Annotated in this window: 21 protein-coding genes; 12 read left to right on the forward strand and 9 right to left on the reverse strand. The window is 60.9% G+C overall.

Features of this window, described 5'->3' with window-relative positions; translation table 11 throughout:
* Nucleotides 1-711 precede the first annotated feature (711 nt).
* The 7 genes from cobU to AO064_RS05930 all read left to right on the forward strand — a co-directional run bounded on the left by cobU (nt 712) and on the right by AO064_RS05930 (nt 6000).
* Entirely contained in the window at nt 712-1233 is a 522-nt protein-coding gene (cobU, locus tag AO064_RS05900; protein ID WP_064052709.1) for a bifunctional adenosylcobinamide kinase/adenosylcobinamide-phosphate guanylyltransferase, read from the forward strand.
* Nucleotides 1230-2285, forward strand: coding sequence for a nicotinate-nucleotide--dimethylbenzimidazole phosphoribosyltransferase (gene cobT / locus AO064_RS05905; protein WP_064052710.1), 1056 nt, complete (start codon nt 1230-1232; stop codon nt 2283-2285). Before cobU ends, cobT begins: the two co-directional genes overlap by 4 nt.
* Complete coding sequence (gene cobC, locus AO064_RS05910) at nt 2282-2857, forward strand: alpha-ribazole phosphatase family protein (protein WP_064052711.1); 576 nt, start codon at nt 2282-2284, stop codon at nt 2855-2857. Before cobT ends, cobC begins: the two co-directional genes overlap by 4 nt.
* 2 nt (nt 2858-2859) lie before the next feature.
* On the forward strand, nt 2860-3588 hold the full coding sequence (locus tag AO064_RS05915) for an adenosylcobinamide-GDP ribazoletransferase (protein ID WP_064052712.1): 729 nt from the start codon (nt 2860-2862) through the stop codon (nt 3586-3588).
* 42 nt (nt 3589-3630) lie between these two features.
* Nucleotides 3631-4035 (forward strand): MarR family winged helix-turn-helix transcriptional regulator, encoded by a 405-nt coding sequence (locus tag AO064_RS05920; RefSeq protein WP_015885231.1) that lies wholly within the window; start codon nt 3631-3633, stop codon nt 4033-4035.
* A gap of 63 nt (nt 4036-4098) precedes the next feature.
* Complete coding sequence (locus tag AO064_RS05925) at nt 4099-5298, forward strand: MFS transporter (protein WP_162471080.1); 1200 nt, start codon at nt 4099-4101, stop codon at nt 5296-5298.
* A gap of 150 nt (nt 5299-5448) precedes the next feature.
* Entirely contained in the window at nt 5449-6000 is a 552-nt protein-coding gene (locus AO064_RS05930; RefSeq protein ID WP_064052713.1) for a glutathione peroxidase, read from the forward strand.
* 65 nt (nt 6001-6065) lie between these two features.
* Here AO064_RS05930 and AO064_RS05935 read toward each other — a convergent pair whose 3' ends face one another.
* The 4 genes from AO064_RS05935 to AO064_RS05950 all read right to left on the reverse strand — a co-directional run bounded on the left by AO064_RS05935 (nt 6066) and on the right by AO064_RS05950 (nt 9239).
* Nucleotides 6066-7361, reverse strand: a complete 1296-nt coding sequence (locus tag AO064_RS05935) for an OmpP1/FadL family transporter (protein WP_015885228.1) — start codon at nt 7359-7361, stop codon at nt 6066-6068.
* A 146-nt stretch (nt 7362-7507) separates the two neighbouring features.
* A complete protein-coding gene (locus tag AO064_RS05940; RefSeq protein WP_064052714.1) occupies nt 7508-7990 on the reverse strand; it encodes a hypothetical protein in 483 nt (160 codons plus the stop codon).
* Between the two features lie 278 nt (nt 7991-8268).
* Complete coding sequence (locus tag AO064_RS05945) at nt 8269-8490, reverse strand: hypothetical protein (protein ID WP_024076751.1); 222 nt, start codon at nt 8488-8490, stop codon at nt 8269-8271.
* A 443-nt stretch (nt 8491-8933) separates the two neighbouring features.
* The gene (locus AO064_RS05950; RefSeq protein ID WP_015885226.1) at nt 8934-9239 is read right to left on the reverse strand and encodes a hypothetical protein; all 306 of its coding nucleotides are present in this window, start codon (nt 9237-9239) and stop codon (nt 8934-8936) included.
* A gap of 457 nt (nt 9240-9696) precedes the next feature.
* Between AO064_RS05950 and AO064_RS05955 the strand changes: the two genes are divergently transcribed.
* Both AO064_RS05955 and AO064_RS05960 read left to right on the forward strand, forming a co-directional pair.
* Complete coding sequence (locus AO064_RS05955) at nt 9697-10020, forward strand: SEL1-like repeat protein (protein WP_015885225.1); 324 nt, start codon at nt 9697-9699, stop codon at nt 10018-10020.
* 175 nt (nt 10021-10195) lie between these two features.
* On the forward strand, nt 10196-11560 hold the full coding sequence (locus AO064_RS05960; protein ID WP_175538080.1) for a DNA recombination protein RmuC: 1365 nt from the start codon (nt 10196-10198) through the stop codon (nt 11558-11560).
* A 25-nt stretch (nt 11561-11585) separates the two neighbouring features.
* Here the strand turns inward: AO064_RS05960 and AO064_RS05965 are convergent, their stop codons facing one another.
* From AO064_RS05965 to AO064_RS05975, 3 genes are all read right to left on the reverse strand, one after another.
* On the reverse strand, nt 11586-15056 hold the full coding sequence (locus AO064_RS05965; RefSeq protein WP_064052715.1) for a hybrid sensor histidine kinase/response regulator: 3471 nt from the start codon (nt 15054-15056) through the stop codon (nt 11586-11588).
* 118 nt (nt 15057-15174) lie between these two features.
* Nucleotides 15175-15558, reverse strand: coding sequence for a YbaN family protein (locus AO064_RS05970; protein WP_064052716.1), 384 nt, complete (start codon nt 15556-15558; stop codon nt 15175-15177).
* 20 nt (nt 15559-15578) lie between these two features.
* Nucleotides 15579-16166: a UPF0149 family protein gene (locus AO064_RS05975; protein ID WP_015885221.1), complete on the reverse strand. Its 588-nt coding sequence runs from the start codon at nt 16164-16166 to the stop codon at nt 15579-15581.
* A gap of 276 nt (nt 16167-16442) precedes the next feature.
* Here AO064_RS05975 and recQ point away from each other — a divergent pair, with 276 nt between their 5' ends.
* On the forward strand, nt 16443-18569 hold the full coding sequence (gene recQ, locus AO064_RS05980) for a DNA helicase RecQ (protein WP_015885220.1): 2127 nt from the start codon (nt 16443-16445) through the stop codon (nt 18567-18569).
* 121 nt (nt 18570-18690) lie between these two features.
* Nucleotides 18691-19125, forward strand: a complete 435-nt coding sequence (locus AO064_RS05985; RefSeq protein WP_015885219.1) for a MarR family transcriptional regulator — start codon at nt 18691-18693, stop codon at nt 19123-19125.
* A gap of 219 nt (nt 19126-19344) precedes the next feature.
* Here the strand turns inward: AO064_RS05985 and AO064_RS05990 are convergent, their stop codons facing one another.
* Nucleotides 19345-21534, reverse strand: a complete 2190-nt coding sequence (locus tag AO064_RS05990; protein WP_046036025.1) for a patatin-like phospholipase family protein — start codon at nt 21532-21534, stop codon at nt 19345-19347.
* Nucleotides 21535-21618: 84 nt separating this feature from the next.
* Between AO064_RS05990 and AO064_RS05995 the strand changes: the two genes are divergently transcribed.
* Complete coding sequence (locus AO064_RS05995; protein WP_015885217.1) at nt 21619-21906, forward strand: Rdx family protein; 288 nt, start codon at nt 21619-21621, stop codon at nt 21904-21906.
* Nucleotides 21907-21946: 40 nt separating this feature from the next.
* Here the strand turns inward: AO064_RS05995 and AO064_RS06000 are convergent, their stop codons facing one another.
* Nucleotides 21947-22228 (reverse strand): hypothetical protein, encoded by a 282-nt coding sequence (locus AO064_RS06000; RefSeq protein WP_015885216.1) that lies wholly within the window; start codon nt 22226-22228, stop codon nt 21947-21949.
* Nucleotides 22229-22336 lie beyond the last annotated feature (108 nt).

The following is a 22336-nucleotide window of genomic DNA, read 5'->3' on the forward strand; positions in this document are numbered from 1 at the left end:
GTAACGGCTGCTGGTGGTTCCGCTCTTACAGCGGGTCACTTTTGGAAGAGCCCAAAAGTAACCAAAAGGCTCTCGCCCCACCACTCGGTGCCTCGCCTAGGCTCGGCATGCCCTCACTCCGGCTTTGGAGCGTGGGCCGCCGCGATGGGCCATCCNCAGCGCGGCTAACCCGGCGTCCTGCCGGGTTACCCACGCTCCAAAGCCTGCGTTCGGCCAGCGTGGTTTTACGGGGCGCCTGAGATCAAAATCAAAAGCCAGATCAAACGCGGATCTGCTTTTCTGTGGGAGCGGGCTTGCCCGCGAAGGCGGCCTGACAGCCGACCCCTATTTACCTGACGCCCCACACTCCAAATGTGGGAGCGGGCTTGCCCGCGAAGGCGGCCTGACAGCCGACCCCTATTTACCTGACGCCCCACACTCCAAATGTGGGAGTGGGCTTGCCCGCGAAGGCGGCCTGACAGCCGACCCCTATTTACCTGATGCCCCACATTCCAAATGTGGGAGTGGGCTTGCCCGCGAAGGCGGCCTGACAGCCGACCCCTATTTACCTGACGCCCCACACTCCAAATGTGGGAGTGGGCTTGCGCACGATGGCGGCCCTACGGCCGACCACCCTTTACCTGATGCCCCATGTCCCAAATGTGGGAGCGGGCTTGCCCGCGATGGCGGCCTGACAGCGGACCCACTTCAGCCAAACCAAGGTGCCATCCCATGCTTCAACTGATCCTCGGTGGCGCTCGCTCCGGCAAAAGCCGTCTCGCCGAAAGGCTCGCCAGCGACAGTGCTTTGCCCGTCATTTACATTGCCACCAGCCAACCGCTGGATGGCGAGATGAACGCGCGCGTCGCGCTGCATCGCCAACGTCGCCCGGATGATTGGGGCTTGATCGAGGAGCCTGTTGAGCTGGCGCGGGTGCTTCGGGAGAACGCTGCCGTGGGGCGGTGTCTGCTGGTGGACTGCCTGACGCTGTGGCTGACCAATCTGCTGATGCTCGAGGACGTCGAACGCTTGGCGCTCGAACGCGAACAACTGCTGGAAACCCTGGCCTCGCTGCCGGGTGAAATCATTTTTGTCAGCAACGAGACCGGTCTGGGTGTCGTGCCGCTGGGCGAATTGACTCGCCGCTATGTGGATGAAGCCGGTTGGCTGCATCAAGCCTTGGCCGAGCGGTGTCAGCGTGTTGTCCTGACCGTTGCCGGCCTGCCCCTGACTTTGAAAGGTACTGCGTTATGACTGACACCTGGTGGCTCAACCCTTGTAAAGCGATCGACGCTCAAGCGTACGAACAAGCCCTGGCGCGCCAGCAACAATTGACCAAGCCGGCCGGTTCCCTCGGTCAGTTGGAGGTGCTGGCAGTGCAATTGGCCGGCCTGCAGGGCCAGGTCAAGCCGTCGGTGGATTCTCTGTGGATCGCCATTTTCGCCGGTGACCATGGCGTGGTTGCGGAAGGCGTGTCGGCGTTTCCCCAGGAAGTCACCGGGCAGATGCTGCAGAACTTTGTCACCGGTGGCGCGGCTATCAGCGTATTGGCGCGGCAGTTGGGGGCGCAGTTGGAAGTGGTCGACCTGGGGACGGTGACGCCGTCGCTGGATCTGCCGGGTGTGCGTCACTTGAATATCGGCGCGGGCACGGCCAACTTCGTCAACGGCCCGGCGATGACCGAGGCTCAGGGGCAGCTCGCCCTGCAAGCCGGTCGCGACAGTGCGCGGCGTGCGTTGGCAAACGGGGCGCAACTGTTTATCGGTGGCGAGATGGGCATCGGCAACACCACCGCCGCCAGTGCGCTGGCGTGTGCCTTGCTCGATTGTCCGGTCAGCGACCTCACCGGGCCGGGCACCGGGTTGAATGCCCAGGGTGTCAGCCACAAAGTGGCCGTGATCGAACGCGCGCTGGCGTTGCATGCCGGCCAGCGCGGTGATGCGTTGCAGACCCTGTTCAATCTTGGCGGCTTTGAAATTGCCGCACTGGTGGGCGCGTATCTGGCCTGCGCCCAGGAAGGCATCGTGGTGCTGGTGGATGGGTTCATCTGCACGGTCGCGGCGCTGGTGGCGACACGCGTGAACCCGGCGTGCCGTGAATGGCTGGTGTTTGGCCATGGCGGTGCCGAGCCTGGTCATCGTCATGTGCTGCAGCGTCTGGACGCGCAGCCATTGCTGGAACTGGGGCTGCGCCTGGGTGAGGGCAGCGGTGCTGCGCTGGCGGTACCGTTGTTGCGCCTGGCCTGCGCGCTGCACGGGCAGATGGCGACCTTCGCCGAAGCCGCCGTGGCAGACCGTCCGGCATGACCTTGCGCCTGGACCTGCTGCGCCACGGCGAAACCGAGCTGGGCGGCGGCCTGCGCGGCAGCCTGGATGACGCACTCACCCCCAAGGGCTGGGCGCAGATGCGTGCTGCTGTTGTGGCGCAAGGGCCGTGGGACCGCTTGGTCAGTTCGCCACTGCAACGTTGTGCGCGGTTTGCCGAGGCATTGGGCGCTCAACTCAACCTGCCGGTCACGCTGGAAAAGGATCTGCAAGAGCTGCACTTCGGTGCCTGGGAGGGGCAAAGTGCCGCCGCCTTGATGGAGACCGACGCCGAGGGGCTGGGCTTGTTCTGGGCTGATCCCTACAGTTTTACACCGCCGGAGGGGGAGCCTGTCAGCGACTTTTCCGGTCGGGTGCTGGGCGCTGTCGCACGTTTGCATCAGGCTTACGCCGGTGAGCGTGTGTTGTTGATCAGCCATGGCGGCGTGATGCGCCTGTTACTGGCGCAAGCGCGTGGTTTGCCTCGGGAGCAACTACTAAACGTGGAAGTTGGCCACGGTGGGCTATTCAGCCTGCAGGTCGCCAACGACGGCGCGCTGAAGGAAGTGGGGTAACCATGCTGCCATTCTGGATCGCCCTGCAATTTCTCAGCAGCCTGCCGATTCGCCTGCCGGGCATGCCGCATCCTCAGGAGTTGGGCCGCTCGTTGCTGCTTTATCCCGTCGTCGGTGTGTTGTTCGGTGTGCTGTTGTGGGCCTTGAATACGGCACTGATGGGCGCGCCGCTGTTGCTGCATGCCGCACTGTTGCTGACGGCCTGGGTGCTGCTCAGTGGCGGCCTGCACCTGGACGGTCTGGCGGACAGCGCCGATGCCTGGCTGGGCGGCTTCGGCGACCGCGAACGAACGCTCGCGATCATGAAGGACCCGCGCAGCGGGCCGATTGCCGTGGTCACGCTCGGGCTGGTGCTGCTGCTCAAATTCACCGCCTTGGTCGCCTTGATCGAACAGCAGAACGGCGCCGCACTGATCCTGGCCCCGTTGATCGGCCGCGCATCGATGCTGGCGCTGTTTCTCACCACGCGCTATGTGCGTGCTGGCGGATTGGGCCAGGCATTGTCGGATCATTTACCGAGGATCGTCGGCCAACAGGTGCTGATCCTCAGTGGCCTGGCGTGCATCCTGATCGGCGGCTTCAGCGGTGGTGTTGCGGTATTGCTCGCGGCGATCTGTTTTATCGGGCTGCGCCAACTGATGGTCAATCGCCTGGGCGGCACCACGGGCGACACCGCGGGCGCCTTGCTGGAGCTGCTGGAAGTCGCGGTATTGGTCGGCCTGGCGCTGTAACACTTTCTTGCATTTCCTTAAACGCGGGTATATACACGTTCCATGCTTGCCTCCCAATGTTTATGTACCAACCTGCGACGTGCCGCCCGTGGCGTCAGCAGGCATTACGACGGCGCCCTTGATGGCTTCGGGATCAACGTCGCCCAGTATTCCTTGCTGTGCAACCTGCAGCGACTCGATCAGCCGAGCATTTCCAACCTGGCCGACGCCATGGGCCTGGATCGCAGCACCTTGGGGCGCAACCTGCGGGTGCTGGAAGGCGAGGGCCTGGTGCAGTTGGTTGAGGGGGATGACTTGCGTAACCGCCTGGTGAAGTTGACCGACGACGGTGAGGCACGACTCGCCGCCGCATTACCCGCTTGGGAGGCGGCGCAGCAGAAATTGATCGATCAACTCGGCGCGGAAAAACGCGAAACCTTGTTGGCCTTGCTGGACGAACTCGCCTGATCGCGGGTTTGTTCGACTATAAGCGGGTATATACCCGCGAACGGAGAATAAGAAATGACCTCGATGTGGCGCACCAGTGGCTGGATTCTTGTGGGGAGTGCGCTGATCCTGGCGTTGTCGTTGGGTGTGCGACACGGGTTCGGCTTGTTTCTGGCGCCGATGAGCAGCGAGTTCGGCTGGGGCCGTGAAACCTTTGCCTTTGCCATCGCCTTGCAGAACCTTATCTGGGGCCTGGCACAGCCGTTTACCGGCGCCCTGGCCGATCGGTTTGGCGCCACCAGAGCGGTGTTTGTCGGCGGCGTTCTTTACGCGGTGGGCCTGGTGCTGATGGGCATGTCCGATTCGGCGTGGTCGCTGTCCCTGAGTGCCGGCCTGCTGATTGGTATAGGCCTGTCCGGCACCTCGTTCTCGGTGATTCTCGGTGTGGTCGGCCGCGCCGTGGCCCCGGAAAAACGCAGCATGGCCATGGGCATCGCGAGCGCTGCCGGTTCGTTCGGCCAGTTTGCGATGGTGCCGGGCACCTTGGGCTTGATCAGTTGGTTGGGGTGGTCTGCAGCACTGCTGGCGCTGGGCCTTATGGTGGCGCTGATTCTGCCGTTGGTCGCGATGCTCAAGGACCGGCCGTTGCCGGTGATGGCCGGTCAGCAAACCTTGCGTGAAGCGTTGAAGGAAGCCTGTTCCCATTCCGGCTTCTGGCTGTTGGCCTTCGGCTTTTTTGTCTGCGGTTTCCAGGTGGTGTTCATCGGTGTGCATTTGCCGGCCTACCTGGTGGACCAGCACCTGCCAGCCACCGTCGGCACCACGGTGTTGGCGCTGATTGGCCTGTTCAATATCTTCGGCACCTACACCGCCGGCTGGCTCGGTGGGCGCATGTCCAAGCCGCGCTTGCTGACCGGTTTGTACCTGTTGCGTGCGGTGGTGATTGTGCTGTTTCTGTGGGCGCCGGTCACCGAAGTCACGGCCTACCTGTTTGGCATGGCCATGGGCTTTTTGTGGCTGTCCACCGTACCGCTGACCAACGGCACCGTCGCGACACTGTTTGGTGTGCGAAACCTCTCCATGCTCGGTGGGATCGTGTTCCTGTTCCACCAGCTTGGTTCGTTCCTGGGCGGCTGGTTGGGCGGGGTGGTCTATGATCGTACCGGCAACTACGATTTGATCTGGCAGGTGGCAATTCTGTTGAGCCTGCTCGCCGCGGCGCTTAACTGGCCGGTGCGCGAGCGGCCGGTGGCGCGATTGCAGGCGCAGATGGAGGCAGCATGAGCCTAGCGGTACGCGGTGTGATACTTATCGCAGGGTGGGTCCTGGTGCTGCTGGCCTGGTGGGGCTGGCAACACGGCGGGCTCGCGTTGATGCAACTGGGTATGTCGATCTGTTAAGTTCGTAGCCTGAATATTTTGAAGGACACCCGACATGCAGATGCGCTGGCTCGCTGTACCCGTCCTGATGGCAATCGGCAGTGTCGCCTTGGCTGCCAGTTGCCCGCCGCTGCTGGAAGGCCAATTGCCCAAGCTGCGCGCCAAGGAATCCATCGACCTGTGCCAACGTTTTGCCGGCAAACCCTTGGTCATCGTCAATACCGCGAGCTTCTGCGGGTTCGCCCCACAGTTCAAAGGGCTCGAAGCGTTGTATCAACGCTACAAGGGCGAAGGGCTGGAAGTGATCGGCGTGCCGTCCGATGACTTCAAGCAGGAAGCCAAGACCGGTGAAGAGACCGCCAAGGTGTGTTACGTGAATTATGGCGTGACCTTTACCATGACCGAGCCACAAAGGGTCAAGGGGCCGGACGCGGTGCATTTGTTCAAGGTATTGGCGCAGCAGACCGACACGCCGCCGAAGTGGAATTTCTACAAGTATGTGGTGGATCGGCAGGGCAAGGTGATTGCCAATTTCTCCAGCCTGACCAAGCCGGACAGTCCGGAGCTGATCAAGGCGGTGGAGGAGGCGATCGCCTCCAAACCGTGATCGGCGTGCATTAAAAAGCCCCGCCTCCTTTGCAGGAGAGCGGGGCTTTTTTATACGGCGTCGGGTTAGAACTTGTAGGTCAAGCCCAGGCCGAAGCCGTTAGCGCTGTTTTCGTACTTGGCGTTGTACGTCTGACGCAGGGCATTGGTGCGCTGCACTTTGACGTCTTCTTCCTTGAGGTACGAGTAAGCCAGGTCGACGGTCATGTTATCCATGACCGCGTAGCCCAGGCCCACACTGAAGATTGTACGGTCGCCAGTAGGGATGCGCGGTGAACGATCGGTATTGTTGGTAGGCGACTGGTCGAAGGTCAGGCCGGTACGCAGTACAACTTGTTTGGTCAGTTGGTACGAAGTACCCACCGCGTATGCCCAAGTGTCGTGCCAGTTCTGATCTTCTTTGATAGTACCGACCAGCGCCGGAGCAACGCCGCCGCCGTTGGCAGCGGTGACGCCTTCGTTGTTGACGGTGATGTCTTTCAGGCGGCTCCAACGGGTCCAGGTCGCACCTGCATAGAGTTTCCACGCATCGTTCATGTCCTGAGTGACCGACAGATCCCAGGATTCAGGGGTGTCGATTTTCAGCGAGGCATCGTAACGATTTCCGCGCAGGGCAATGCCTGGAACGCCCGTGCCCGGGGTCACTTCAGTATGGCCTTCGAGCTTGTACTTCACTTTCGAGTGGTAAGTCAGGCCCACGCGCGTGGTATCGGTGGCTTGAACCAGAACGCCGAAGTTAAAGCCCAGGGCAGTATCGTCGCCCTTGATCTTGATGTTATTCGGACCGCTGCCTGGAACCTGAGGCAACGAAACATCCGACTCCAGCACGCCGGAGATCCGGTTGATGGTTGGGCCAAAGCCGATGGAAACCCTGTCGTTGAAGGCATAACTGACAGTCGGCTGGAAGGTCATGACCTTCACTTCGCTCTTGCTGCCAAAGCCACGGCCCTGGAAGCCATTTTCGTAGTCGGTCACCAAACCGAACGGAGCATAGACGCCGAAACCGATGGCCCACTGTTCATTGAGCTTGTTTGTGTAGAAGCCGAATGGAACGGCGGTGAAGGGCACCATGTCACCTTTGTTGCTACCGGTGGTGTTGGTGTTGCCACTGACGTGGCTGATATCGGTCGAAGCATCAATCGCTGCAACACCGCCCGTGATTTGCTGGCCTTCCAGCCGAGCCATACCGGCAGGGTTACCGTAAACAGTGCTTGCATCATCGGCAGAAGAAGAGCGACCTGCGAAACCCGTACCCATCCCGCTGACGCTCTGTTCGTTCAGTGCGAAACCGCTTGCAAACAGTTGGGAGGATGCCATGGCAACGGCGAGGCTAAGTGTGGTCTTGAGCATTACTTTTTTCATTATTAGAACTCCGTGGTGATCACCGCTGCGGAAAGTAACAATAAATTTAAGATCGCGCTATAGGCTGTAATGCAGGAGATAGAGCGTTTTTGTAGGACAATCCGACCATAATTCGGGGTTTTTGGCGAATCTTGCAAATTGCCCGGTCAGCAAGCCACGTGATTCATGGTTGAAACACAGGTTTGCCAGGCTTGAGTGAAATCGCGCAGCCTTCCTTGTGGGTGAAATATTTCTTTCCAGATACGCGCCATTGCCAAGACATCACCGGGCGGTGGCAGGGCGCAGGTGCGTTGTTCAACCAAAAGCCAGGCGATTGCCGTGGCGTAGCGCAGGTTTACCGTCAACTCCAGTTGCGGCGCGCTGAGGAAGGCATGTTGGCTGGCCAGTCCACGTACCAGGCTGGCGCGTTCAGGGTCCAGCGCCAGGTACTTGTCCCATAAATCGCGATGGCGGGGCTCGGTGATGCTGTACAGGCCATGCCCGCGTCGGTCGTGCAAAGCGGAACCGAGTTCCGACTGGCTGGCGGCGATGCCCAGCAGCAGGGACTCAGCCGTCGGGTTATGGCGGCCGAGGTACAGTAACGTCGGCCGGATCACATAACGACACAATTCGCTGGCGGCGATACCCATACGAGCCTCAATCCGTGAAAGTGGTCGGCGAGGCCTGAGGAGGGGGCTTGGCAGCAGTGGATCGGATCTCAGGCTCGCCGGAGGCGGATCATGCCGCCTGAGTTGAAGTGTAGTGTCATATTTGTGATGTAAAGGACTGTTTTTAAAACATCTTATTCATTTAGTTATAACGTTTATATCTATTTGAACTTAATGTCATCGCCTGTGCATAAACGCCAGGCAATAAAAAACCCTGTTTTTTAAACAGGGTTTTTTTATGTTTCAGCGACTCAGGTCGATCAGGCAACCAGTGCCTGACGAGTACGTTCGATCACAGCCTGCAGCGGTTCTGCGCTGGAGTATTGATCGGGGTACAGGCGTTCGCTGTGACGAGCGATGCCGTGTTCATTGACCAGGGTGAAGCTGAAGCAGCCTTTACGAGCGGCCATGATCAGGCAGTTCATTGGGGCAAAAGCATTGGTGAGGGTGCGAATGGCATCCTGAGTATGGATAGTGGACATATTATTGGTGTTCCTACAAATGACACGGTTAAGAACCGTGCAACGTTAAAACGTTCCAGTGACGTTGATCACCATTGATCGAACGAAGAACCCGACTGGAACAAAGCAGCCAGTTTGAAGCGCTAATAAGTTAGGCGCGCTTGGGCTGGCAGGTAGGTACTTAGGAGGGCAGGCAACACAACAGGGGCAAAGGTTCTGGGCCCAGGGTGGAGATCCTGATCAATTTGCAGGTTGGTTCGGTCAGAGTATTGAAACTTCGCGACACCCTTTGCTTGTTCAAAGGCCGTGTCGTCGCAAGTGATACCTGGAAACCATCGAGGTGGTCGATCCCGTGTTGTTCAGGGGACTTGTTCGACCAGAATTGACTTTCAGCTTGGTACTAACGCCGCGGATAGTAACGGAATGAATCTGGTAATGGAAGAGCTCTGGCCAAAAAACTTCAATCAGCCGCCCAGCAGGCCCCGATAGACCAGCACCGTGGTTGCCGCTGCCAACGAGCAGCCCAGCCCGTAAGCGGCGAGGGTCAAGCGCAGGGACTGGCCGGTCTCCACCACTTTCATCACATCGGCCATGTCGTTGATCCGGCCTTCGCCCAGTTCAATGCACAGGCTTACCGCGGTAAACGCCGCCGACAGCAAGATAGCGATGGCAAACAGTGCGCCGTCCGGGGATGGCAGCGCCGCATTGATCCCCAAGGAAATGGCGCAGATGGCCAGTAGCAACACAGCGAATAACAGAATTCCTTTCATCGATCCTTCCAACGTTGCGCTGTAGGTCGGGGAGTGTGGCGAGCCGGGAAAGATTTGAAAAGTCCCTGGTTTGCCCCGGCGGTAACATTTTTGCAGCAAGTTGCTTCAAAAAAAGCCAGTGATATAACCATCGGAGGGGCACTTGTGCACATTGGTTGCGTGGGGTGTAACCGCGCTGTCAACTGCACTGCAGCGCCGCCATTTGCCTGCAATGGAAATTTAAGTCAATGAAAAATCTGGCTTTTTTTTATTGGTGAAAAAATCGTCAGTTTGACTGCGGCCCCCATTCCATGGGGGTTTGCGCGGGTTAAAGGGGGGTTGTCCACTGAGTTATCCACAGCTTCTGTGGATTGTCCCGAGCGCTTGCTCTAGAACGGGCGTGCAGAGTTTTTTCAGCTTTACCTGTACGAAAAAAAGAGTAGAGTGGCGCGCCTTCCGTTCTGTCCCACAGTGCTTTATGAAGTTTCGCTCAGTATCACCTTCTGTTACCGACGCCCCTCACACTGTTACCGCCCCCAAGCGCTTTTCCTTGAAAGTGGCTTTGTGGTTGCTCGACAGCCCGCGCCTGGGTCACAACGTCAACGTCAAACACTTCGCCGGGCGCTTGCTCAAGCAGCCGGCCCGTGAAGGCGTGGTCGCTGCCCAAAGCCGGCTGGGCCAACTGATGTGCCGTGAGTGCGGGAATGCCCGTGACCGCCGCATCGGCCACGACCTGCTGCGCCTCGCGGCCCGTGCCGGTGACCGCCGCGCCCAACGTGAACTGGGCCAGGTCGAAGACTGAGCTGTCCTCAGGCCCTGTGCTCCGCTAACCTTGCTTTTTTTCGGTGATGGCAGACATGTCTATGGCGTTTGACTGGACCAGTATTGCCCTTGGCCTCGCTGGCGCTGCTGTGCCGTTATTGGCCCTGTGCTGGCAGCTTCAGCGACGGCTGACCGCGCGCATGACCGGCTGGGAACTGCTCGAAGAGCGTCTGGCCACTGCGCAACTGGCCCAGGAAGGCCTCGCCGCGCAGTTGGATGCCAGTCGCGATGAAATCAGCGACCTGAGCCAGGCCAATGCTGCCAAACAGGCTGACTTGGCCGCTGTGCGCCGCGAGGTCGAACTGCTGCAGATCGACCGCGACAATGCCCGCGATGCCGCGCATGCATGGAACTTGGACCGCAGCGCCAAGGAGGCCGAGCTACGTCGCCTGGATGCATTGTCGTCCGCCCTGCGCGCCGAACTGCGTGAGCAGCAGGACAGCCATCAACAACGCCTTAACGACCTGCAAGGCTCACGGGATGAGTTGCGCGCACAGTTCGCCGAACTGGCGGGCAAGATCTTCGACGAGCGTGAACAGCGCTTCGCCGAAACCAGCCAGGAACGCCTGGGCCAGTTGCTTGATCCGTTGAAGGAACGCATCCAGTCCTTCGAAAAACGCGTAGAAGAAAGCTACCAGAACGAAGCACGCGAGCGTTTTTCCCTGGCTAAGGAGCTTGAACGCCTACAGCAACTGAACCTGCGTCTGTCAGACGAGGCTACCAACCTGACCCGCGCCCTCAAGGGCCAGAAAACCCAAGGCAACTGGGGCGAGCTGATCCTTGAGCGGGTGTTGGAGCATGCGGGCTTGGAGAAGGGCCGCGAGTATCAGACTCAGGTCAGCCTCAAGGGCCCGGACGGCGAGCGTTTCCAGCCGGACGTGCTGATCATGTTGCCCGGCGACAAGCAGGTGGTGGTGGATTCCAAGGTCAGCCTCACCGCTTATCAACAGTACGTGGCAGCGGAGGATGATGTGATCGGCCAAGCGGCGTTGAAGCAGCACGTGCTGTCGCTGCGCAATCACGTCAAAGGCTTGGCCGGCAAAGACTACAAACGCCTGGAAGGCCTGCACAGCCTGGATTTCGTGTTGCTGTTCGTACCGATTGAGGCGGCTTTTTCGGCCGCGTTGCAGGCCGAACCGAACTTATTCCAGGAAGCCTTCGATCGCCATATCGTCATCGTCAGCCCCACCACGTTGCTGGCTACCCTGCGGGTGATCGATAGCCTGTGGAAGCAGGAACGCCAGAGCCAGAACGCCCGGGAAATCGCCGAGCGTGCGGGCTGGCTTTACGACAAATTCGTGCTGTTTATCCAGGACCTGGACGAAGTGGGGAATCGTCTACAACAGTTGGATAAGGCTTACAGCGCCGCGCGTAACAAGCTGACAGATGGACGCGGGAATCTGGTCAGCCGGACCGAGCAATTGAGGTTGCTCGGCGCGCGGGCGAGTAAAAGCTTGCCGGCCGATCTGCTGGAGCGGGCGATGACCGATTCCGACGGCGTGGCCCATCTGCCCGAATAAACACAAACCAAAATGTGGCACTGGCCTAAAGGGGCAGATGCCGACTCAGCAACGCTCGCAACGCCGCCGGCTTCACCGGTTTGGCCAGGTAATCCAGCCCCGCCGCATGCACCTCGGCCACCATCTCCGGGCGGCCGTCGGCACTGATGACCACGCCGGGAATCGGCTCCGCCAATTGCGCACGCAGCCAGCCCATCAACTCAGTACCGGTCTCGCCATGATCCAGGTGGTAATCCACCAGTGCCAGCTGCGGGCGCACGCCTTCGGCCAGCAGCGCTGCACATTGCGCCTGGTCGGTGGCGGTCCACACTTCGCAACCCCAGCGCGTCAACAGGCTGCGCATGCCAATCAGGATGCTCTCTTCGTTATCCACGCACAGCACCTGCGCACCGCTCAACGGCAGCCCGGTTTCCTGCGGCGTCTTGACCAGCGGGGTGGCCTGGTTGCGTGCCAGCGGCACGCGCACACTGAACACGCTGCCCTTGCCTGGCCATGAGCGCACGCTCAAACGGTGGTCCAGCACGCGGCACAGGCCGTCGGCGATCGCCAAGCCAAGTCCCAGGCCTTTCTCCGCGCGGGTCTGGTGGCTGTCCAGGCGCTTGAATTCTTCGAAGATCACCTTCTGTTTATCCTGCGGGATACCCGGGCCACGGTCCCATACCTCCAGGCACAGCTCGCCTTTACGTCGGCGTACGCCCAGCAGCACCGGGCCGTCGGCATAACGGAAGGCGTTGGTGAGAAAATTCTGCAGAATCCGTCGTAACAACTTTATGTCGCTGTCGACGCGCAAACGGCTGCCGCGCAGGCGGAAGCGCAGACCTTGCTCCTGGGCGAGCGCCTTGAATTCCGCGCCGAGGGTGTCGAACAGCTCATTGAGCACAAAGGGCTGGCGCTGTGGGTTGATCTTGCCGTTTTCCAGGCGCGAAATATCCAGTAGATCGCTGATCAGGTCTTCGGCAGAGCGCAGCGAACTGTCCAGGTGCTGCACCAATTGCCGGGCTTCGCTGGACAGGCCGTCGTTCTGGTGGGAGAGGGCGGCGGAGAACAGGCGCGCAGCATTCAACGGCTGCATCAGGTCATGGCTGACGGCCGCCAGGAAGCGCGTCTTCGACTGGCTGGCAGACTCGGCCACGCCCTTGGCGTCAGTGAGCGCCACGTTGAGCTGGGACAGCTCGTGGGTGCGCTCGGTCACCCGTTGCTCCAGGCCTTCGTTGGCTTCGGTGAGTGCCTGTTCGGCTTCGCGGAACGCGGTAATGTCAGTGAAGCTCATGACGAAACCGCCGCCGGGCATTGGGTTGCCGATCAGTTCGATCACGCGGCCATTGGGGAATAAACGCTCGGACGTGTGCGCGCGGCCCTGGCGCATCCAGTGCAGGCGTCGCGCCACGTGCACTTCGGCCTCGCCCGGCCCGCACAGCCCGCGTTCGGCGTTGTAGCGGATGATGTCGGCAATCGGCCGGCCCACGCTGATCAGTCCGTCGGGGTAATTGAACAGCTCCAGGTAGCGCCGGTTCCAGGCCACCAGCTTGAGGGACTGGTCGACCACGCTGATGCCTTGGGTGATGTTTTCGATGGCGCCTTGCAGCAACGCGCGGTTGAACTGCAGCACTTCCGACGCTTCGTCGGCGATGCGTACGACGTCCTCCAACTGCATTTCCCGCCCTTCGATGGCAGCTTTTACCACTGCACGGGTCGAGGATGCACCGAGTACACCGGCCAGCAAGCGTTCCGTGTGGGCGATCCAATCGTTGTCGGCATTCTGGTTGGGGTTGAAGCCTTTGCCCTGGCGATAGGCGAAACGGATAAAGCTTTGCTGGGCCCGTTCTTCACCCACAAAGCGCGCAGCCAGGCTCAGCAGATCGCTGATCTGCACCGACAGCATCGAGCGGGCACTGGCGCGCTGGCTGATTTCCTGGCCGATAAAGCGCCCGGCTTGCCAGTGCTCGGACACCCGCGTGCGCGAGAGCATCGACACCCACACAAACAGCGTGAAGTTACCCGCCAGTGAGAACACGGTGCCCAGGGTCAGCGAAGTGACGGACAGGCCCAGCGGGTGCGAATGCATCCACGTCAGCCCTGGGAAAAGGCTGAGGGACCACCCCAGGCTTTTCGCCGTCACCGGTAGGACCAAGGTGTAGAACCACAGGAAGGTGCCCGCTGCCAGGCCCGCGAATACACCGCGTCGGTTCGCCTGTTTCCAGTACAGCGCACCGAGCATCGCCGGCGCCAATTGGGTCACGGCGGCAAAGGCGATCTGGCCGATGGTCGCCAGGCTGGCGGACGAACCCAGCAGGCGGTAACTGACGTAGGCCAGCAACAGGATGATCACGATGCTCACACGGCGTACCGAGAGCATCCAGTGGCGGAACACTTCGAACGGCCGCTCGGCGCTGGAGCGACGCAGCAACCACGGCAGCAGCATGTCGTTGGACACCATGGTCGACAGTGCGATGCTCGCCACGATCACCATGCCGGTGGCCGCTGAAGCGCCGCCAATAAATGCCAGTACCGCGAGGGCGGGGTGGGCTTCGGCCATCGGCAGGCTGATGACGTAGGAGTCCGGAAGCACCGAGCCGGGCAGCATCATCTTGCCGCCCAAGGCGATCGGTACTACAAACAGCGCGGCAAGAATCAGATACGCGGGAAACACCCACTTGGCCAGGCGCAGGTCCTGCGGGTCGATGTTCTCGACCACCGTGACATGAAATTGCCGAGGCAAGCAGATGATCGCCATCATGGCCACGCCGGTCTGCACCACCATCGACGGCCAGTTGACGGTCTCCTTCCAGTATTCCTCCAGCCGTGGCGCCAGCATGGCTTGGCTGAACAGGTCGCCGAAACCGTCGTACAGGCCGTAGGTCACAAACGCGCCGACCGCCAGAAACGCGAACAGCTTGACCAGGGATTCAAACGCAATCGCCAGCACCATGCCACGGTGGTGTTCCGTGGCGTCGAGGTTGCGGGTACCGAAGACGATAGTGAACAGCGCCAATACCAGCGACACGATCAGTGCGGTGTCCTGCGCGCGGGTGCCGGTGGTGTCGGCACCCGCGCCGATCAGCAGGTTGACTCCCAGCACGATGCCTTTGAGTTGCAGCGCAATATAGGGCAGTACGCCGACCAGGCAGATCAGTGCGACCACCACGGCCAGGGATTGGGATTTGCCGTAGCGCGCCGCAATAAAGTCGGCGATGGAGGTGATGTTTTCCTGCTTGCTGATCAGAATCATCTTCTGCAGCACCCAAGGTGCCAATACCAGCAATAGAACCGGTCCGAGGTAGATCGGTAAAAATGCCCACAGCTGTTCGGCAGCCTGGCCTACGGCACCGAAGAAGGTCCAGCTGGTGCAGTAAACGGCGAGCGACAGGCTATACACCCAGGCACGTACACGTGGCGGCAAGGGCGCACGGCGACGATCACCGTAGAAGGCGATGGCAAACATAATGGCCATATAGGCCAGGGCAACGGCGGCGATCAGCCCGCTGGACAGCGTCATGGTAACTCCGAGCATAGGAACACCCAGGCATTCCAGGCCCGGTTGGACAGTCTCGCATGATGGCTGGGGTTAGTCAGTGTCGACCAAGGTCGTGTGGGATCGAATGTCGCAGGGGCGTTCAGCGAGGTGGCAGGGTTTTCTGGCGCAGGATGTAGAGTGTCACCAGCACGGCGCTGGTCAGCATGAAGCCACGCGCCCACGGCAGGGGCACCAGGTAGCAGGAAACACCGATGCTCAGCCACATCAAGCCAATGGCGTAGATCTTGCCTTTGAGGGGGATACCGTTGCCGTCCAGGTAGTCACGGATCCACGGGCCCAGGCGCGGGTGTTGCACCAGCCAGTGGTAGAAGCGCGGAGAGCTTCGAGCGAAGCAGGCGGCGGCGAGCAACAGAAAGGGCGTTGTCGGCAATACCGGTAGGAAAATGCCGATCACCCCCAGCGCTACGCTCAACCAGCCGATGGCCAGCAGCACGTAGCGCAGGAGCAGAGACCGATTGCCCATGGGTGTCACGGGCAAGCGACTCAGTGGTGACGTGGCTTGAGGATCGCCGGTTTTTCGTCAGGGGCGTTGCACAGCAGGTACAGCGCGGTCAGGGCTTCCGGGATCTGTACGATCATGTCGTCCATCAGGTTGGCGTCGGCGGCGATGTCGGAGAACTCCGGCTGGTCGTCGAACAGGCCCGAACCGACCATGATCGGCAGCAGCATTTCGCTGACTTCTTCCTCGGCGGTTTCGAACCAGGCGGCTTCGCGCAGGAACACGCCTTCCATGAAGCCGATGCACCAGCCGCGCAGGTCGGAATCATCCGGCTCTTCGCCCAGGTCCAGCTCGCATGGCAATTCGAATTCCTCGTCGGAGGCCAGTTGGCGACCGATGTGGGCCTTGAGGGCCAGCAAGGTGGATTCGATTTCTTCGCGCTGGGCGGCGTCGGCGTAGTGCGGCTCTTCGGCGAACAGTGCGTCGATCCATTCGCGGTCGGGCACGACCTCGGAGCAGATCGACAGGGCGGTCAGGTAGCCGTGGGCGGCCACGTAGTCCAGCGCCTCGTCATGCAGCTCATCGGCGTCGAGGAAGGCTTGCAGGCGGGTTAGTTGCTCAGCGAAGGACATTGAAGGACTACCTTGGGAATAAACGATGCTGAATTCTAGGCCTTCTTGAGCGCCCAGGCCAGCCACACTGCATATTTGCCAGGTTTTAGATAGCGCTCGCTGTTCGTCAGTGGCGCCCTTTGCCGGGTATCGCTCGGGTATACTGCCGCGTTTTGTGATGCCCTTGCAGGCCAAGCGCCAGTCCGAGAAAACTTCGCTTACGGATTATTTCCCGTGAGAACGTGTTTTCTCGGCCAGCCTGTACAGAGGGATTTCGGCACTATTTTGGAGTTATACATGCTCGAGCAGGCTCAACGCGTCCTCAAGGACATCTTCGGCTACGACAGTTTTCGTGGCCGCCAGGGTGCGATCATTGAGCGCGTGGCCAGTGGCGGTGACGCCCTGGTCTTGATGCCTACCGGTGGTGGCAAGTCACTGTGCTTCCAGGTGCCGGCGCTGTTGCGCAATGGCTTGGCCGTGGTGGTCTCGCCGCTGATCGCGTTGATGGACGATCAGGTGGCGACCCTGGAAGAGCTGGGTGTCGCCGCCGCGTCCTTGAACTCCACCCTCAGCGCCGAGCAGCAGCGCGACCTGGCTGCACGCATCAAGCGCGGTGAGGTGAAGATGCTCTACCTCGCTCCCGAGCGCCTGGTGCAGCCACGCATGCTGGCCTTTTTGCAAAGCCTGGAAATCGCCCTCTTCGCGATCGACGAGGCCCACTGCGTGTCGCAATGGGGCCACGATTTCCGTCGCGAATACCTGCAGCTCGGCCAGTTGGCGGAACTGTTTCCCGATGTGCCGCGCATTGCCCTGACCGCCACCGCCGACAAGCGCACCCGCGAAGAAATCGTCGAGCGCCTGCATCTGCAGAACGCCGAGCGCTTCCTGTCGAGCTTCGACCGGCCGAATATCTTCTACCGCATCGTGCCCAAGGAGCAGCCGCGCAAGCAGTTGCTGGCCTTCCTGTCCGAGCGGCGCAGCGATGCCGGCATCGTCTATTGCCTGTCGCGCAAGAAGGTCGATGAAGTCGCCGCGTTCCTCTGCGAACAAGGTTACCCGGCGCTGCCTTACCACGCGGGCCTGCCTAACGAAACGCGCTCCGCCCACCAGAAGCGCTTCCTCAACGAGGAAGGCCTGATCATGGTGGCCACCATCGCGTTCGGCATGGGCATCGACAAATCCAACGTGCGCTTCGTGGCGCATATGGACCTGCCCAAATCCCTTGAGGCGTACTACCAGGAAACCGGGCGAGCCGGCCGTGATGGCCTGCCGGCGGATGCCTGGATGGTCTACGGCCTGCAAGACGTGGTGATGCTCAAGCAGATGTTGCAAAACTCCGAGGGTGACGAGCGTCACAAGCGCCTGGAGCAGCACAAGCTCGACGCGATGCTCTCGCTGTGTGAAGAGACCCGTTGCCGTCGCCAGACCTTGCTCGCGTATTTTGACGAAGACATGCCCCAACCCTGCGGCCATTGCGACAACTGCGTCGACGGCGTGCAGACCTGGGACGCCACTGAACCCGCGCGCCAGGGTTTGTCCGCTATTTACCGCACCGGCCAGCGTTATGGCGTGGGGCATTTGGTGGATGTATTGCTGGGCAAGGATAACGAGAAGGTCCGCAGCTTCGGCCACGAAAAACTGTCGGTCTATGGCGTGGGCAAGGCCCGCGCTGAGGGCGAATGGCGTTCGCTGTTCCGGCAGATGGTCGCGCGTGGCTTGGTGGATATCGACATCGAAGGGTATGGCGGTTTGCGCCTGAATGACAGTTGCCGGCCATTGCTCAAGGGCGAAGTCAGCCTTGAGCTGCGCCGCGACCTCAAGCCGCAGACCACCGCCAAGAGCAGCACCAGCCAGGCCAGCCAACTGGTGCGTGGCGAAGAGCGCGAACAGTGGGAAGCCTTGCGCACCCTACGGCGCAAACTGGCGCAGGAACACAGCGTGCCGCCGTACGTTATTTTCCCCGACTCCACCTTGCTGGAGATGCTGCGCGAGCAGCCCACCAGCATGGCCGAAATGGCGCGGGTCAGCGGCGTGGGTGCGCGCAAACTCGAGCGCTACGGCCAGGCCTTCCTCGAAGTGCTGGGCGGCCAGGCCGAAGCGCCGAAGGAAATCGCCGATATTCGCCATGAATTGATCAGCCTGGCCCGCGCCGGCATGACCCCGATCCAGATCGCCGGTCAGCTGCAATGCTCGGAAAAAAACGTCTACACGTTGTTGGCTGAATCCATCGGCAAGCAGCAGCTGTCGTTGGAGCAGGCGCTTGATTTGCCGGAAGATTTGCTCGGCGAGATCCAAGACGCGTTCCTGGACGGAGAGGGCGAATTGCCACCTGTCGCGGAGATCGCACCGCTGTTTACCGGACGTGTTCCTGAGGGTGTCTTGTACTGCGTAAGGGCCGCTTTGCAGTCTGAATTCGAGATTTAGTGCGCCAATTACGACAATGTAACGAATCAGTACATAGCAACTCTTGCCTACGGGCAGAGCGCATGCTTAGCTGACTAATAATTAGCCACACTTTATTTTCAGTCTAAAACATGAGTTTTTTATGCCGTTAACCGATCAACACCGATTTGGCATGCAGCTGGCGCAAATGTCCCGTGGTTGGCGCGCCGAGCTCGACCGCCGCTTGGCGGGGCTGGGCTTGTCCCAGGCGCGCTGGCTGGTGCTGTTGCACTTGGCCCGTTTCGAGGATGCACCCACCCAGCGCGAATTGGCGCAAAGCGTCGGCGTCGAAGGGCCGACACTGGCTCGCCTGCTGGACAGCCTGGAAGGTCAAGGCCTGGTGCAACGCCAGGCGGTGGTGGAAGACCGTCGTGCCAAGCGCATTCTGCTGTGTGATACCGCCCGGCCGTTGATCGAGCAGATCGAGACGATTGCTACCGCTTTGCGTCATGAGTTGTTTGTGGGGGTGGATGAAGCCGATTTGCGAGTGTGTATGCGGGTGCATGGGCACATTCTGGCGAATCTGGAAAAGTCCTGAGGCAAACAAACGCTGATTGACGCTGGGCGGGTCTGCTGTGGTGAGCGGGCTTGCTGTGATGAGCAGGCTTTTGTGGTGAGCGGGCTTGCCCCGCGCTGGGCTGCGAAGCAGCCCCACTGCAGTCACCGCGCTTTTTCAGTCAGAAATCAGTCGCCTGGATTCAGGGCCGCTTCGCAGCCCAGCGCGGGGCAAGCCCGCTCACTACAATCCCCTCGTGTGTCAGAACGTCTGCCCCAGGTTCAGATACACCGCCTTCTGATTATCATCGTTGAACCCATAACTGAAATTCAGCGGCCCCAACGGTGTATCAAACCCCAGGAAGATACTCGCCGCGTTGATGTAGCCGCTGTCGAATTCATTGTCGTTGTTCCACGCCCGGCCGCGTTCCAATGACGCACCGAGGTACAGCGGGAAATCCAGCGGCAGGTACGAACGTGGCGTCAGTCGACGGTAATACACCGCTCGCATCAGGCTGATGTTCTGGCCTGAGATGGCGTCCTGGCGGAAGCCCGACAGCTGCCGCGCACCGCCCAGCAGGAAGCTGGAAATCACCACATCCGAATCATCCAGCGTGCGCCCGTAGCGTCCCCCCAGCACCAGGGTGTCCGGGCCGTGGCTCATGGCCTTGTCCAACTTGAATTCCCATTGGCGGTAGCGCTGGTCCGAGCCCAGCCCCGGTTCGAATTCGCGGTAGGCCAGGCCGATGTCTTCGCCGGTATGGGGGAAGTACACATTGTCCAGAGAGTCGAAGGAGTATTTCAGTTCATAGAAGCCTTCGCTGAAGCTCACACTGGGCAGGTCCCGGTCGCCGATGCGCACATCCGCCTTGCCCCAGGCCTCGCCGACGCCGAAGCGGATCTCGCCGCTGTTGCCAATCTGCCTGCCGACGTTCAAGCCGAAGCCGTAGCGTTCCAGGCGGTATTCGGAGATGGGATCGTTGTCCAGGATCAGCTCGACGTTCTGTGCCTGGGCGCTGAGATAAGGCGCGACAAAGTAACGCGAGCCGGTGTCCATCGGCTGGTAGAACTCGCTGTACAGCTCTTGCCGATCACCGATCTGCACCCGCGTCAGCCACTCGGCGCCGAGGCGGTTGATACCGTTCATGCGGTAGCTGGCGCCGAGGTTGAAGGCGCTGTCGCCGCGCATGTCATCCGAGAGGTTCAGGCCGAGGCGCAGGTAATCGGTGCCGCTGCGTTTGCCGCGCGCGCTGATCACCAGGGTGTTGTCCTGGCCTTTCTTGACCACGCGGTATTGCACCTGCTCGAAGTAATCCAGGCCGTACAAGGTGCCCATGTCCGACTGCAGGCGGCCCAGGTTCAACGGCTCGCCCAGGGGTTGGCGAATGTAGTAGCGGATCACGTCGTCGCTGACTTTCGAATCGTTTTCCACGGTGATCGCGGTGATCACCGGGGTGCGCTCGCCGGGGGTACGCGCGGCCACCAGTTGCGGGTCGATCGGTTCGGCAGGACGCAGGTGGGCCAGGCGCACATCGAGGGCGCGAGTCGCGCGGTAGCCGGCGTCGATCATGTCCTTGGCGCGGCCGAAGTCGGTCACGCCATAGGCGGCGAGCGGTGGCTGGATCAGCACATCCTTGGGGTGCAAGTCCTTGAGTTGTTCTTCGGAGTTGCGCCGGGTCATCAGCGTGATGGACTGGTTGAGCACGTCCACCACCGTCGCCAGTTGCTTGCGCGAGCGCAGTGGGGTGCCGATGTCGACGACGATGGCGATATCCACGCCCATCTCCCGCGCCACGTCCAGCGGGATGTTATCGGTCATGCCGCCGTCCACCAGCAGCCGACCGTCCAGCTCCACCGGGGCGAATACCGCCGGGATCGACATGCTGGCACGGATCACCTGGGGCAGGTGGCCCTTGCGGAACACCACCTTCTCGCCGGTGGTGATATCGGTCGCTACCGCGCGGAAGGGAATCGGCAGCTTGTCGAAATTTCGCGTGTTGCTGCTGTGGGCGAACATGCTTTCCAGCAGCAGCGCCAGGTTCTGGCCTTGGATCACGCCCAGTGGCAGGCCCAGGCTACCGTCGTCGCGAAAGCTGAGTTTCTGTTTGACCAGGAAATCCCGGTCATCCTGCTTGCGCCGAAACGGTACGTCCTCGCGGGGTGGTGCGTCGGACAGGGCCTGTTGCCAGTCGATGCTCAGCGCGAGCTTTTCCAACTCATCGATTTTGTAGCCGGAGGCGTACAGCCCACCGATCACCGCACCCATGCTGGTGCCGGCAATCGCATCGATCTGGATGCCTTGCTCTTCCAGCGCCTTGAGCACGCCGATATGCGCCAGCCCACGGGCGGCGCCACCGGACAGCACCAGGCCGATTTTTGGACGTGGCGGTTCAAGGGCGTCGGCAACAAGAGGGAGTAGGCACAGGAACAGGCAGGACAGCAGGCGGCGCATCATGAATCTCGAGGCTGGGCGATAAAGGCCGCTATTATAGCCACTCGATCCGCCGAGCCCGTTACGCCAGGAGCCTCTCAAATTATGTCCTCGATCAAACCCGAGATCGTTATCACCTATTGCACCCAGTGCCAGTGGTTGCTGCGCGCGGCGTGGCTGGCGCAGGAATTGTTGAGCACGTTCGCCGATGACTTGGGCCAGGTGTCGCTGGCGCCGGCAACCGGTGGCGCTTTTCGCATCACGTGCGATGGCGTACAGATCTGGGAGCGTAAGGCCGACGGTGGTTTCCCTGAAGCCAAGGTGCTCAAGCAGCGCGTGCGCGACCAGATCGACCCGCAGCGTGACCTGGGGCACAACGACCGTACGCAGTAAAAGTCACCGCCGTCGGCGGGCGGTGACCGTGCAGGGGGGATTATTTGGCGGCCATTTTTTGCTTGATGAAGCCAATCACCCAGGTCAGCACCAGCCCGCCGACGCCACCGCCGACAATGTTGCTGCCAACGGTCGCCACATCCAGCGCTTCACCACCGGAGGCGCCCGTCAGTACCGCGACGATCTGGCCCAGCAGCGCCCCGCCGACACCCCCGATCACTGTGTTAAGCCCTGTCCCAAGACTCTGCCTGGTCATCCCGGCGATGTTGCCGCCGATGGTCCCGCTGATTATCTGCACCAACAAACTGATGAGCATTTCCATGGTAAAGCTCCCGCATCGCGTTGAGGTTGTGACCACTCGCGTACAGCAACTTCAGAAAATACCCAGGCTGTCGTCGAGGTGTCGGTTATCCGTTGAACGACGACAAAC

It is taken from the genome of Pseudomonas marginalis (genome assembly GCF_001645105.1).
GTDB lineage: Bacteria > Pseudomonadota > Gammaproteobacteria > Pseudomonadales > Pseudomonadaceae > Aquipseudomonas > Aquipseudomonas petroselini.